This window comes from Amycolatopsis sp. NPDC059657 (genome assembly GCF_042734395.1).
Classification (GTDB): Bacteria; Actinomycetota; Actinomycetes; order Mycobacteriales; family Pseudonocardiaceae; genus Amycolatopsis.
Genome location: NZ_JBHWEB010000010.1, coordinates 80,712 through 94,686 on the forward strand (window position 1 = coordinate 80,712; position 13,975 = coordinate 94,686).

The following is a 13,975-nucleotide window of genomic DNA, read 5'->3' on the forward strand; positions in this document are numbered from 1 at the left end:
TTTAACTTTCCACTACCCCTAGCTACTCCTCCAGTGGCGGTGGTTTGTGGTTTTGCGGTTCTCCCCCTCGCTCTCACCCCCCCCCCAACAACCCCCACGACCCCTCAGAAGCTCAGGCGGACCTCGTCGATCTTCAGCTGCTGGAAGAACTTCGGCGCGGTCGCGGCCGCCCAGGTGCTGGCCACCTCGACCCGGACGAACTTCGTCCAGGTACGCGGGAAGTCGACGAACTGGACACCCCGCGCGCTCGGCAGCTGGGCGGTCTTGATCGCGGTCCAGGTGACGCCGTCATCCGAGACCGACACCGTGTAGTCCTTGATGCGAGCGGACTGTTCGGTCGCCGACCGCGCGTAGCTGACCGACCATTCGCGCTGGTTGACGGCCAGCGAGGACACCGGCAGCTTCGCCGGGAGCTTGAAGTCCAGCGAAACGGGCAGCTTGCCGCCGTTGTCCCAGAAGTTCTGGAAGTTCCCGTCGACCAGGTTGGCCGCCGGCGCGGTCGCCGTTTCGGCGGTGGCCGACACGGTCACCAGCTGACGCGGCCAGTCGAAGAGCCGGCCGCCGAACGTCTGCACCTTGAGCACCGTGTCGTTCGCGTCCCAGGTGATCCCGTCGACGGTGAGCGTGCCGTCGCGCTGGCTGAACCGCAGCGCCTTGCCGGTGCGCAGGTCACTCACCCGGCCGACCAGATAGCCGTTGTCGCGGACCTTGAGCGTGTTCCCGGTCGACGGCGCTGTCAGCACGTGGATGTACTGCTGGCTCTCGCGGTTCTTCTTGACCGTGGTCACGCCGTGCGCGCCGTCGTTCCAGAAGCCCGGCTGCAGCCCGCCGCGGGAGTAGCCGCCGCCCTCGGTGCCGTCGATCGACTCCTTGATCGGCGCGATCGTCTGGGCGAACCAGTTGTTGTACGCCTCCTGCTTGGGCGGGAACCTGCCGTTGATCATTGCGGTTTCGGCCATCAGCGATTTGATCGACGAGCCGGTGTTCGTGATGTAGCGGCCGAGGTTGAGCTGGGCGCTGACGTCCTGATCCGACCCCGTGTACCACCAGGAACCCTTGTCCGGCAGCTTGAAGCAGGCCTCGGTGAGGCGCGGCGCCGGCGTGTAGGTCGCTTGTGGATAGTCGTATGCCGGCGTCATGCCGACCTTCTGCTCGTTGCTGATCGTGTCCATGATCGGCGTGTCTTCGTTGTTGTTGCTGAGCAGGAAGTTCGGCCGCTCGGCACGGATGCGCTCGTAGAGCTTGTTGCGCTCCCAGTAGGCGTTGTCGTTGTCGATCCAGAACCCGGACAGGTCAGGGTAGTTCTGCATGACCTCGACGATGTTGTCGTAGCTGTACTCGCCGAAGCCGTCGCGCGTGGTCAGGTCGACGTTCTTGCCCTTGTACGCCGAGTACGCGGCCGAGTCGAGCTGCTCCCAGCCGCCTTCCGTGTGCCACTGCGGGTCGTCGGTCATGTAGAGGATGACGTGCAGGCCCTTGGCCTTGGCCGCGTCGATCGTCTCGCGCAGGAAGTCACGCTCGGTGTGCGCGCTGCCGGGGATCTTCGACGGCCACGCGCGGCCGTAGCCGAGACGGCTGTGGAACGAGGCGAGCACCAGGTACTTGGCGTTGAGCTTCTGCGCCTCGTCGACCCAGTAATCGGCCTTCCAGCCGCCGTCGGTGATCGCCTTCTCCCACGACGCGCCATCGCGGAAACCTGGCGCGGTGCGCATGCCCCAGTGCAGGAAGAGCCCGCCCGAGGCGTCACGCAGCCAGTCCTGGCGCGGGTTGAACAGCTCGGCCGAGGCCTGCTGGGTGGTGGTGACGACGCCGAGCAGCGTCGTCATGGCCGCCGCGAGAACGGCCAATCTCCGTACGAGTTTCATGATGCCGCCGTCGCGTAGGACGAGCCGATCCAGGCTTCGTCGATCCCCAGTTTCTTGTAGTGCTTGGTGTCGCTCGACGCCGACCACGTGCTGGTCACCTGGACACGCACGTACCGGCTGGTCACCGTGGCCAGGTCGAGGAACGCGACGCCACGGTGGCTGGCGAGCTGGCCGGTCTTGACCGCGCTGCCCCAGTTCTGTCCGTCGCTGGACACGTAGACCTTGTAGTCCTTGATCCGCGCGGACTGCTCGGTGCCGGATTTGGCGTAGCTGACCGAGTCCTCACGCTGGTTGAGGCCGACGTACTGGACCTTCTTCGCCGAGCCGAGGTCGAAGTCCACATTGACCGGCAGTGTCTTGTTGCTGTCCCAAAAGGACAGATAGCTGCCATCGCCGATGGCGGGCGCGGACTGCCCGTTGGCCTTCTCGGTGACCGTCGCCGGGTCGTAGACGCCCGCACGGCCCGCGGTCTCGACCTTGAAGACGGTGTCGTACTGGTCCCAGCCGGACAGTCCGGTCAGCGTGAGGGTGCCGCCACCCTGACTGAAGCCGATCGCCGCGCCCGTGCGCAGGTTGGTGACCTTCTTGACGCGATAACCGTTGTCGCGAACCTTGAGTGTGCTCGTCGACGGCTTCGTCAGCACGTGGATGTATTGATTGTCCTTGTTGGACTTGCTGATCGTGGTGACGCCGTGCGCGCCGTCGTTCCAGAAGCCGGGCTTGAGGCCACCACTCGAGTAGCCGCCACCTTCGGTACCGCCGATCGACTCCCAGATGTCCTCGAGATAGCCGTTGGCGAAATTGTTGAAGGCCTCCTGCTTGGCGGGGAACTTGCCGTTGACCATGGCGGTCTCGGCCATCAGCGACTTGATCGACGACCCGGAGTTCGCGATGAACCGGCCGAGCGTGAGCTTGTAGTCCACTGTGGAGTCCGTACCGCTGTACCACCAGGCGCCGCTGCTCGGCAGCTTGAAGCAGGCCTCGGTGAGCCGTGGCTGGGCCGTGTAGGTCGCTTGTGGATAGTCGTAGGACGGCGTCATGCCGGTCTTCTGCTCGTTGCTGATCGTGTCCATGATCGGCGTGTCTTCGTTGTTGTTGCTGAGCAGGTAGTTCGGCCGGTCCGCGCGGATCTTCTCGTACAGCCCGTGCGATTCCCAGTACGCGTTGTCGTTGTCGATCCAGAAGCCGCCGAGGTCGGGGTAGCGCTGCATGACCTCGAGAAAGCTGTCGTAGCTGTACTGGCCGAAACCGTCCCTAGTGGACAAATCGACATTCTTGCCCTTGTACTTCGAATACCCGGCCGAGTCGAGCCACTCGTGGCCGCCTTCGGCGTGCCACTGCGGGTCGTCGGTCATGTAGTTGATGACCTTGAGACCCTGCGGCTTGGCCGCGGCGACGAGCTCGCCGAGGAAGTCCCGCTTAGTGGCACAACTACCGGGCACGCTGGACGGCCAAGCCTTCGAGTAACCGAGTTTGCTGTGGAACGAGGCCAGAACGATGTACCGCGCATGCAACTTCTTGGCCTCGGTGACCCAGTACGCCGCCGACCAGCCACCGTCGGTCACCGCTTTCTCCCAGGCGGCGCAACTGGTGTAGCCCGGCGACGTGCGCATTCCCCAGTGGAGGAAGAGCCCGGCCTGGCCGTCACGGAGCCATTGCTGGCGCGGGTTCTGCAACTCGGCCGACGCGGGGGCCGCAGCGAAGAGCCCGAACGCGGTCACCATCGCGGTCAGGGCGACGGTCGCCCTGCGCAGGATGGAACGTCTGCCTGACATCGGCGACCTCCACTGGTCTGATCCACCCGGTGGTGTACCCGACGCGCGCCCGGCGGTCAATACTTAGGTCGGACCACTGGCCTCCGACCTTGTCACAGGTGTACCAAAGTATGCGGCCGTACGGGTTAAATATCTGATATATGACCGAAGACATCTGATCTCTTCTTGACGATCGGGCGTTCACCCGAGTAGACGTATCTCATGCAAGTGACACACACGAGCTGAGTCACTCGCAGCAGGGCGACACGCTCGCCCCCAAGGACTGGTCGGGATGCCGACGGACGGCGGATCGGCATCCCGGCCACCCTTGAAATTCTGCGCCGCATCACCCGGCCCTTCCTTGCAGCAGGAGGACAACGAATGTCCGAAGATCAACCACGCCTTTCGCGTCGGTCGATGCTCACCGGGGCGATGGGCGCCGTCGGCGCGCTCGCGCTGCCCGGGACGACCGCCTGGGCGGATGAGGTGCTCTCCCCCATCGGGACGGTCGCGGCTCCGTCCGACTGGTCACGCGCGGTGGTCGACTCCACGATGAAGCGGTACACCCCCGCCAACCTGGGCGGCTGGGGCTACACACGTGGTCTGTACCTTTACGGTCAGTACCTGTTCTACAAGCGGACAGGCGAGAAGAAGTACCTCGACTACATCATCGCCTGGTACGACCGGTTCATCAAAGAGGACGGCATCTCCAACAGCTTCACCAACCTGGACTCGATGCGGTCCTGCCAGATGCTGCCGCTGCTCTACACCGAGACCGGCAAGCAGAAGTACAAGACCGCGGCCGACCAGCTGCGCAAGAAGTTCCCCGGCTACAAGCGCACCAGCGACGGCGGCATGTGGCACGCCAGCAGCAAGACCGGCCAGCTGTGGGCCGACGGTGTCTACATGGCACAGCCGTTCCTCGCGCTGTACGGCAAGACGTTCAACGACCCGGCGTACTGCTACGAAGAGTCGGCCAAGAACGTCATCGTCTACTTCACGCACCTCAAGGAGCCCGCGAAGGGCCTGCTGTACCACGCTTACGACGAGGACGGCTCCGAGTCGTGGGCGTCAGGTGCGGGTCACCACTCGAAGTACCACTGGGCCCGCGCCATCGGCTGGACCGCGATGACCGCGATCGACCTCCTCGAGGTGCTGCCGGCCGGTCACCCCCGGCGCGCCGGCTTGATCGAGGTCGTGAAGTTCCTCGCCGACGGCTTCAAGAAGTACCAGGACCCGGCGACCGGCCGCTGGTACCAGATCGTCGACCGCGGCAGCGACTCGAAGAACTGGCTCGAGACCTCGGCCTCGTCGATGTACACGTTCATGATCTCGCGTGGCGTCGAGCGCGGGTACCTGGATCCGTCATACAAAACGGTGTCGGACAAGGGATACGCCGGCGTGCTGCAGAAGGTGAAGGTCGGCTCGGACGGGCTCACCAACATCACCGACATCTGCGAAGGCACCAACGTCGGCGACACGTCCTACTACTACGCCCGCGCCCGCAACACCAACGACTTCCACGGCCTCGGCGCCTTCCTCGTCATGAACGAGCAGTTCATGAAAACCCCGTAGGCATCCGGCTCGCTCAGGCCCCGGCCGCGCTTCCTGCGGCCGGGGCCCTTTGCGTACCAAGGCTTCCGGGGTCGTGAGCGTTGCGGGCGGTTCTATTGAGGGGAAGGGCAAATGTGGCGTGCTCCGGGCAGGCCGGCGGGGCCGTCACTTCGCGAGGCTCGGACAGGCCGCGAGTGGTGACTCTGCCGCATCCAACGGAGCAGAGTCACCACTCGCGCATGCCCTTTCGCACTTGAACGAGGGGTTCCCCTGGCCCACGGCCTGGCCACGCGAGACCAGGGGTCGTGAGTGTTTAGACCGGTTAGAACCGGCCGTACCACTCACGACGCCACGTTTGGGTTTCCGGGCAATAACCGCCCGCAACGCTCACGACCCAGATTGGCTGGGCTTGCCGAAGGGAACCTTCGCCAGCCCGGGGAGGCACTCTCAAGCCTCAGGTGGGCGTGAAGTGAGGGGGCCGTTAGGTGCGTAGTACGCACTCGGGGGCACCCTCGCTTCACGATGGGGCTCTGGCATGGGCGAAGGGTTCCCCTGCTCCGCTCGCTGCACTCCGCTCGCTGCAGCAGGGAACCCCTCGCCCGTACGCCCGCAAGCGGCACCGCGGACTCCCGGCGCGGGGGTCGTGAGTGGTACGGCCGGTTAGAACCGGCCGTACCACTCACGACCCCAGGTCGGTGAAGGCTCCCTTCACATATTGAGGGGAACCGCGAAGGTGGCGTGCTCGTGGACTCGGGTTGAGTGAAGGAGGCCCTCACCCAGCTGCACTGGGGCGCGCCACCTTTGCGTTCCCTTCAATGGTCGCGCGGTTCCGCGACACGGGCGGGGTTCTTTGCGTACCAAGGCTTCCCGGCCGACATGCTCACCTGGGGTCGTGAGCGTTGCAGGCGGTTCTAACCGCCCGCAACGCTCACGAGCCCTTTAGCAGTTGGTCGAGGAGTCGGCGGTCTTGATGCGGAGTGCGCCGCCGGTGGTGTTGGCGCTGTCCTTCACGCAATAGCCTGCCGCGGTCTGGAAGTCCAGGTCGGACGGGCTGTTCGAGCCGCGCTGGGCGGTGAAGTGGTCGAAGGACACGTTGGTGCTGTTGTTCACGATGACCGCGGGGCGGCCGTCGTTCTTGGCGAACTTGACCGAGCTGTTGATGAACTTGATGTTGGACGCGAAGTGCACGTACCAGCCGAAGGCCGGGCGGGTGCCGATGCTCTTCGGGTTGTAGTCGGTCGGGCTGTTGCTGGGGACGCCAGTCGACATGGTGCCGTTGCCGCCGGGGACGCTCAGGTTGACGTTGGTGAACGTCACGTCACTGACCCGGTTGGCGGCGCTGTTGCCCCAGATGGTCGGGCTGAAGTTGGTGCCCGTGTGCGAGCTCGTGATGTTGTCGAAGGTGATGTTGCTGATCGAGCCGATGCCAGGGTTGTTGCCGCAGCGTTTGCGGGTGCCCACCTTCATCGTGATCGGCGAGTAGGAGCCTGCGATGGAGATGTTCTTGTAGTGCACGTCGGAGATCTTCGAGCCGTCCATCGAGACGATGCCGATGCCCGACTTGTGCGCGCCCTTCAACGTGATGTCGGTGAAGTTGTAGCCCGTGAAGTCGCCGCAGGTCTCCGAGCCGAACATCAACGCGTTACAGCACACCGCCGAGAGGTCGGCGTTGGTGACCGTCACGTTGCCGTTGGGCAGTTTCTTGCCGAGCGCGTAGTCGCTCTTGAACACCAGCGCGTCGTCGTTGGCCGCGATCTTGGCGTTGGTGATCTTGACGTTCGTGGTGCTGATGATGTTCCAGCCGTCGCGGTCGCTCGCGGTGTCGATGACGAGCTTGTCCGAGACCACGTTGGTGCAGCCGTTGATCAGCGCGGCGAAGTGGCCGCCGCGGCGCAGCTTGATCCCGCTCAGCGTGAGGCCGTCGCAGCGGGTGATCGACAGGATCTTGTCGGCCTGGCCTGACTTGGGGTTGCCGGTGATCAGGTGGCCGCCGCCGTCGATGGTGCCGCCGCCGGTGAAGCCGATGTTCTTCAGGTTGTCGCCGTAGAACATCGCGTTGTGGAAGTGGCTGTGCCCGTAGTCCTGGTACTTGTCGTACGGGTTGGCTTCCGGCGCGTCGTAGCCACTCGCGCTGCCGGTGATCGTCGTGCCGGACGGCACGTTGACGATGACGTCGCTCTTGAGGTGCACCGTGCCTGCCAGCACGTAGGTGCCGACGGGGAATTCGACGATGCCGCCGCCCGCCTTGTTCGCCGCCGTGATCGCCTTGTCGACGGCGGGGGTGTCGTTGGTCGAATCGCCTGACTTGGCGCCGTAGTCGGTGACCTTGTACACCGCGCCCGGAGCGGCGGACGCGACTTCCGTCCCCATGGCCACCAGGCTCGCCACGGCGAGCGTGACGAGCGCGAACCGGCTTCGATTGGGTTTCACTGCAGACCGCCTTGTCTGAAGAAACGTACTCAGGACTGGACGGCGGTCAACCCAGTCAAGCACACGAAAACCAGCCCCCACAAGGATTTCAGGCCCCGAGTTTCAGCCCGCCGCGCAGCATCGCGAAGCCGAGTTCGGCCGCTTCGGACGCTTCGGGCGAACGGGCATCGGCGGTCATTCCGCCCGCGAGCGCGGTCGCGTTGTCGGTCGCCAGCGTCCAGATGACGGCGACGATCTGCGCGGCCGCGAGCCGGGCGGCCGGGCCGCTGACGGCGGTCGTTTCGGCGAGGGCGGAAGCGACCGCCTCGAACGAGCGGGCGTTGAACTGGAGCATCCGCGCGGCCAGCGCCGGTGTCTCGAGCACCATCTTGTACAGCGCGAGCACCTGCGGTTCGTCGTTGAGCCCGGTGATCGGGTCACGGCGGCTCAGCCCGTCGACGAAATGGTCGCGCAGCGCGGTCAGCGGGGACTGCCGCGCGGCGCGCAGCCGGATCACCCGGCCGCTTTCCGTTTCGTGGTCGGCGAAACGGTGCAGCACCAGGTCCTCTTTGGTCGGGAAGTACGCGAACAGCGTGCGCTTGGACACCTCCGCCGCGTCGGCCACCTGAGCCACCGACACCTGATCGAATCCGGCATCGAGGAACATCGAGATCGCCGCGGCGGAGATGGCCTCCCGCGTCCGCTGTTTCTTCCGTTCACGCAGTCCTGGTCGGTCACTCACTCCGGCAGCGTATCTGCAAATTGCGTTTTATACCCGGTGCACATCTACACCTGTTGCAGACCGGGCTTGCCAGCCTGGACGACATAGCTGCGGTCGGTCGCGATGGTCACCTTCCCGATCGCGCCCTCGGTCGTGTCGGACACGGTCACGAAATCGGCCCGCACCTGCGCCTGGCTGGCGGTCATCCGGACATAGCCACGCTTGCCACGGCAGTACTTGACGTGCGGGTTGTTCGCGTACCAGGCCGCCGACGGGTCCGTGGCGTCATCGGAGTTGCTGGTGACCGAGGTGGTGACGAACTCGGAGCCGATGATCGGGTCGCTGTGGTTGAAGTAGTCGCGCCGCAGGTCGGCGGCCCAGTGCCGGTGCACGTCACCGGTCAGCACGATCGGGTTGGGCACCTTGCGGTCGACCCAGCCCTTCGCGATCCGGTCACGCGACGCCTCGTAGCCCTGCCACGAGTCGGTGCTCTGGCAGGTCGTCTTGCTGCCGTCGTCGTCGCGGGTCGCGAAGAACACCTGCTGGCCGAGGAAGTCCCAGGTCGCCGGGTGCGTCTCGAACTGCTTGAGCAGCCACGCCTCCTGCGCGGTGCCGAGAATCGACCTGGCCGGGTCACGCATGGTGGTGCAGTTCGGGTTGCCGTCGGCGGGATCCGGCACCTGCGCGTTGCGGTACTGGCGCGTGTCGAGCAGGTGGAACCGCGCCAGGTTGCCCCAGACGAACTGGCGGTACAGCTTGATCGTCGCGCCGACCGGCTTGGCGGTCGACCGGATCGGCATGTGCTCGTAGAACGCCTGGAAGCCGGCGGCCTTGCGGTCCGCCGAAGCGGGTGAGGTCGTGCCGTTCCAGTTGTTCATCACCTCGTGGTCGTCGAACACGACCATCCACGGCGCCATCGCGTGCGCGGCCTGCAGGTCGGCGTCGGTCTTGTGCTGGCCGTGGCGCGCACGGTAGAGCGCGAGCGTGGTGGCGTCGTCGGAGACGGCCAGGTGCCGCGGGTTCAGCGCCGAGAGCTTGCGGCCCGACTTCTTCTCGTAGATGTAGTCACCGAGGAACAACACCAGCTCGGGGTTGTCGGCGACCATGCCCTTGTACGCGTGGTACCACCCCTCCTCCCAGTGCTGGCAGGACGAGAACGCGTACTTCAGCTGGTTGACGGCGGCGCCTGCGGCGGGCGCGGTGCGGGTGCGGCCCACCGGCGAGATGTAACCGGCCGCCTTGAACCGGTAGAAGTACTCCCGGCCCGCCTCCAAGCCGGCGGGCTCCACATGGACGCTGTGCGCGGACGCCTGTACCGCGGTCACGGTGCCCTTCTGCGCGATCGAGCTGAACGCGGCGTCGTTCGCGATCTCCCAGTCGACCGCGTACGAGGCGTTCGGCATGCCGCCGAGCCCGTCCGGGTTGAGCGGAGCTGGCGCGAGTCTCGTCCACAGCACCACACTGTCCGGTAGCGGGTCACCCGACGCCACGCCCAGCTGGAACGGGTCGTGGATGGCCGGAGCCGCCGCGGTCGTGCGGGCGCTGGCCCACGAGGGCAGGGTGGCGGTGAGCCCTGCCGCGCTGACCGCGGCCGCGCCGCCGAGCAGCACGGACCGCCGGTTGACCTGACGCATGGCCGATTTCCTTTCAAAGAAGAGTGTGAAAATTCAAGGAGATTCAGGCGACGTAGTCGGTGAGGCCGCCGCTGCACGCTTCGAGCACGGGATTCGTAGCGGAATAGTTCGCGACGCAGACCTTGTAGTAGACCCAGCCGCCCTTGGGCACGTTTATCGCGGTTTCCTTGCTCGTTCCCGTGCCACCCGAGTTCCACGCGTAGAACGGTCCGGCGCCGCCTTTAAGCCAGTACGCGACAACGGCCGACTTACCGTCTCCGTCATTGTCATAGACCACGAATTTGGCGCCGACGGATTTGAAAACTCCTTCTGCGGCGCAGGTCCCGGACGAGCATTCGGCTGAGCCCGAACCGACACCGCAGTCCGGCGCGATGCGCTCGTCGGTTCCGGTGTAGACATAACCGTCGGAGATGTACCCGCCGAGCGCGGGCACGTAGTCCCACAGCGTCGTCTTGCCGAGCGGGCCTTCCACCGAGGTTCCGATGGTCTGGCAATCGATCGACACCGTCGCGCCGTTCGCGACCGTGCGCACGGCGGAGGCGTTCGTGCTCGGCGCACGGCGCACGTTGAGCGGGTCGCCCGCCGTCTTGACCGTCCCGGTGGCGGCCGTGACGGCGGCGTCCGCGGAGACAACACCAGAGACCAGCAGCGCCAAAACGCTCACGGTCACCGCGGCGATTCCACGAAGCCGCTGAGAAGCTGAACTTGTCATAGCGCAGAGAATGGCCAGGTCGCGTACACGTTCCATACAAAGAGGTGACGCCGTTCACTGAGCGTGGCCGCCAAATGGATCTAGCGGACCTGACAGAAACAGCCCTAGTATCCGCAGTTATAGGGCACGCTGGGGCTTGCCCTAACGGATCGCTGGGGCGGTTTGCGTGAAACAGATTTCTTTTCGTATTTTGGGACCACTGGAAGTGGCAGTCGGCGGGCAGGCCATCCCGCTCGGCGGCCCTAAACCTCGAATGCTGCTGGCCGCGCTCCTGCTTCAACCGGGAGTCGTGGTCTCGACCGATCTGCTGGTCGACGTTCTCTGGCCGGAGGCCGCGCCACGTTCGGCGGCCGCGAACATCCGCACCTATGTGCACTCACTGCGCAGGCGGCTCGCCGAGTGCGACGCCGACCTCGCCGAACGGATCCAGAGCCGCGCGTCCGGCTATATCCTGACCGCGTCACCCGATGAGCTCGACCACGTCCGGTTCGACAACCTGGCCACCGCGGCGCAGCAGGCACTCGAACGCAAGGAACCCGAGAACGCGCTCGCCCATCTCGATCGCGCCGACGCGTTGTGGCGCGGTGACGTGCTCGAAGGGCTGGCGCACGACCACACCTGGGACCCGGTCGTCGCGCGGCTCGACGCGCTGCGGCTCGCCGTGCAGGAGCGGCGGCTGAAGGTCCGGATCCAGCTCGGCCGCTGTGCCGAGGCGATCGTCGAACTGCGCGGGCTGGTCGCGGAGCATCCGCTGCGCGAAGAGCTGTGGCAGCAGCTGATCATCGCGTTGCACGCCATCGGACGCAAAGCCGAGGCGCTGGAGGCCTATCACCAGGCCGAACGCGTGCTCCGGCAGGAGCTCAACGCGCCGCCGGGGCCCCGGTTGCGCGAGATGCGGGCCAAGCTGATGGCCGCGGTGACCGCGAAACCGGTGGCGGCGCGTCCCGTTCAGCGGGCACCGGTCTGCCAGCTTCCCTTGGACCTGCCCGATTTCACCGGCCGCGACGACGTGGTCGACAAGATGGTCGGCCTGCTGCGTGCCAGGCGGGAAAGCGGAACCCCGTCCGTCACAGTGCTTTCCGGAGCGCCGGGGGTCGGGAAGTCGACCATCGCGGTCCGCGTGGCCCACACGGTGCGCGACGAGTTCCCCGACGGACAGCTGCACATCAACCTGGCAGGCACCTCGTCGACGCCGCGTGCGCCGATGGGCGTGCTGGAGGAACTGCTGCACGCGCTCGGCGTGACCGACGCCGGGATGCCACGCGAAGAACGCGAACGGTCGGCCTTGCTGCGGTCGAGGCTCGCGAGCGCGCGGATGTGCGTCATCCTCGACGACGCGGGCAGCGCGGCACAGGTCCGCCCGCTGCTGCCGGGCGCCGGCGCGTGCTCGGTGCTGGTGACCAGCCGGGTGCGGATGCCCGATCTGGCGGTCGCGACCGCCGTCGACGTCGACCTGCTGCCGGAAGAGGAGGCCGGGAAGCTGCTCGCCGGGATCATCGGCGAGCACCGGGTGGCCGTCGAGCCGGACAGCGCGGCCGACATCCTGCGGCATTGCGGGTACCTGCCGCTGGCGATCAGGGTGGTCGGCGCCAAGCTCACCCATCGCAGCGGCTGGACGCTCAGGATGCTGGCGAGCCGTCTGCGCGACGAGCGGCGGCGGCTCGACGAACTGCGTGTCGGCGATCTCGCCGTCCGCGCGAGCGTCACCTTGAGCTACGACCTGCTGCCCCCGGACGCCGCGCGGGCGTTCCGCGGGCTCGGCGCGCTCGGCCCGGTCACGTTCCCCGGCTGGGTGGTCGCCGCGCTGCTGGGCCGTGAAGAGGCCGACGAAATCCTCGACACGCTCGTCGACGCGCACCTGGTCGCGCTGGTCGGTTCGGATGGCACCGGCCAGCCGCGCTACCGGATGCACGACCTGCTGCGCTGCTATGCCGTCGACATGGCCTCCGAGGAGGAGACCAGGCCCGCGGTGCGCCGCGTGCTGCGGGCGTATCTGGGCATGGCGGTCGAAGCCGCGCAGCGGATGCCGATCCATTTCTTCGGCATCTTCCGCACGGACGACCACGATCCGGGTCCGCTGCCACTGGACGCCGACTATCTGCTCACCGACCCGACAGCCTGGCTGGAGGGTGAGCGGCACACCGGCGTCGCCGCCATCGCGCTCGCGGCCGAGCACGGCTTCGACGACCTGGCGTGGCGCCTGGCGATCGCGTTCACCCCGTATTTCGACCTGCGCGGGCACCAGGACGACTGGCGGCACACGCACACCGTCGCGCTGGCGGCGGCGCGGCGGGCGGGCTCGGTGACCGGGCAGGCGATCGTGTTGCGCAACCTCGGCCAGCTGGATTTGTATCTGGACGCCTACACCCACTCGCTGGCGTCGTTCGACGAGTCACTGCGCCTGTTCGAGCTGGCAGGCGACGAACTCGGCGCGGCGATCGCACAGGCGGGCGTCGGCACGGTGATGCGCATCCGCGGTGACGAGTCGGCGCTGGATCTTTCGCAGGCGGCGCTGGCGCGGTTCGTGGCGGTGGGCGACAAGCACGGCGAGGCGGTCGTCCGCATCTCGATCGGCATGATCTGGATGAAGAAGGGCTGCTACGCCACGGCGGGCCGCTGGTTCGACGACGCGCTCGAGCTGTCGGCCGAGATCGGCGACCGCCATCGCGAGGCGCACGCGTTGAAGCGCGTCGCGCTGCTGCACCAGCACCGCGGCAACCTCGCCGCGGCACGCGAGCTGATGCAGCGGGCGATCGCGATCTTCGACGAGCTCGACGACGACCACTGCGTCGGTTACGCGAACCAGAGCCTCGGCGAGCTGTGCCTGCACAGCGGCGATCTGGCCCACGCGCAGCTGCTGCTGGTGAACTCGCTGAGCGTGCACCGCCGCAACGGCGACCGCCGTTCGGAGGCCGAGGTCTCCGAGCTGCTCGGCGAGCTCCATCAGGCGCTGAGCCAACCGGAGCGAGCCCGGCGCTACGCCGAGCGCGCGCTGGAAATCTGGCGTGAGCTGTCCGCACGCCCCCAGGAGTCGGCGCTCGCCGTCCGCCTCCAGGAGGCGGCCGAGTCCACCTACGGGGTCGTGGCCACGGCCTAATGGTCGTGAGTGGTAGGGCCGGTTCTAACCGGTCATACCACTCACGACCCCAGTCCCACCCCAGGCGCCACACATAAGCCCCGTTCGTCACACTCACGGTGACAAACGGGGCTTATGTGTCGTGGTAAGCGGGGGTCGTGAGCGTGACCCAGGTTGGGTGGGGGCCTCACCCAGCCGCTCTGGGGGGGGCACGCCACATTTGGCCTTCCTCAATAACCGTCGGGAACAC

8 protein-coding genes are annotated in these 13,975 nt (G+C 66.5%); 2 read left to right on the plus strand and 6 right to left on the minus strand.

Annotation, left to right across the window (positions count from 1 at the left end; translation table 11 throughout):
• Positions 1-104: 104 nt before the first annotated feature.
• Both ACFV15_RS08045 and ACFV15_RS08050 read right to left on the minus strand, forming a co-directional pair.
• Complete coding sequence (locus ACFV15_RS08045) at positions 105-1,865, minus strand: alpha-L-fucosidase (protein ID WP_378349462.1); 1,761 nt, start codon at positions 1,863-1,865, stop codon at positions 105-107.
• The gene (locus ACFV15_RS08050; protein ID WP_378349463.1) at positions 1,862-3,640 is read right to left on the minus strand and encodes an alpha-L-fucosidase; all 1,779 of its coding nucleotides are present in this window, start codon (positions 3,638-3,640) and stop codon (positions 1,862-1,864) included. Before ACFV15_RS08050 ends, ACFV15_RS08045 begins: the two co-directional genes overlap by 4 nt.
• A gap of 360 nt (positions 3,641-4,000) precedes the next feature.
• Here ACFV15_RS08050 and ACFV15_RS08055 point away from each other — a divergent pair, with 360 nt between their 5' ends.
• Complete coding sequence (locus ACFV15_RS08055) at positions 4,001-5,194, plus strand: glycoside hydrolase family 105 protein (protein ID WP_378349464.1); 1,194 nt, start codon at positions 4,001-4,003, stop codon at positions 5,192-5,194.
• A 918-nt stretch (positions 5,195-6,112) separates the two neighbouring features.
• On the opposite strand, the gene ACFV15_RS08060 is transcribed toward ACFV15_RS08055, so the two are convergent.
• The 4 genes from ACFV15_RS08060 to ACFV15_RS08075 all read right to left on the minus strand — a co-directional run bounded on the left by ACFV15_RS08060 (position 6,113) and on the right by ACFV15_RS08075 (position 10,649).
• Positions 6,113-7,603: a glycoside hydrolase family 28 protein gene (locus ACFV15_RS08060; protein ID WP_378349465.1), complete on the minus strand. Its 1,491-nt coding sequence runs from the start codon at positions 7,601-7,603 to the stop codon at positions 6,113-6,115.
• Between the two features lie 88 nt (positions 7,604-7,691).
• Positions 7,692-8,324, minus strand: a complete 633-nt coding sequence (locus ACFV15_RS08065) for a TetR/AcrR family transcriptional regulator (protein ID WP_378349466.1) — start codon at positions 8,322-8,324, stop codon at positions 7,692-7,694.
• 44 nt (positions 8,325-8,368) lie between these two features.
• On the minus strand, positions 8,369-9,937 hold the full coding sequence (locus ACFV15_RS08070) for an alkaline phosphatase D family protein (protein ID WP_378349467.1): 1,569 nt from the start codon (positions 9,935-9,937) through the stop codon (positions 8,369-8,371).
• 43 nt (positions 9,938-9,980) lie between these two features.
• Positions 9,981-10,649 carry a hypothetical protein gene (locus ACFV15_RS08075; RefSeq protein WP_378349468.1) on the minus strand — a complete coding sequence of 223 codons (669 nt, stop codon included), beginning with the start codon at positions 10,647-10,649 and terminating at the stop codon, positions 9,981-9,983.
• Positions 10,650-10,815: 166 nt separating this feature from the next.
• On the opposite strand from ACFV15_RS08075, the gene ACFV15_RS08080 reads away from it, so the two are divergent.
• Positions 10,816-13,746: a BTAD domain-containing putative transcriptional regulator gene (locus tag ACFV15_RS08080; RefSeq protein ID WP_378349469.1), complete on the plus strand. Its 2,931-nt coding sequence runs from the start codon at positions 10,816-10,818 to the stop codon at positions 13,744-13,746.
• The last annotated feature ends 229 nt before the right edge of the window (positions 13,747-13,975 follow it).

Coding starts and splice junctions, on each gene's coding strand:
- ACFV15_RS08045 (WP_378349462.1), bottom strand. CDS start 1,865: ATGAAACTCGTACGGAGATTGGCCGTTCTCGCGGCGGCCATGACGACG.
- ACFV15_RS08050 (WP_378349463.1), bottom strand. CDS start 3,640: ATGTCAGGCAGACGTTCCATCCTGCGCAGGGCGACCGTCGCCCTGACC.
- ACFV15_RS08055 (WP_378349464.1), top strand. CDS start 4,001: ATGTCCGAAGATCAACCACGCCTTTCGCGTCGGTCGATGCTCACCGGG.
- ACFV15_RS08070 (WP_378349467.1), bottom strand. CDS start 9,937: ATGCGTCAGGTCAACCGGCGGTCCGTGCTGCTCGGCGGCGCGGCCGCG.
- ACFV15_RS08075 (WP_378349468.1), bottom strand. CDS start 10,649: ATGACAAGTTCAGCTTCTCAGCGGCTTCGTGGAATCGCCGCGGTGACC.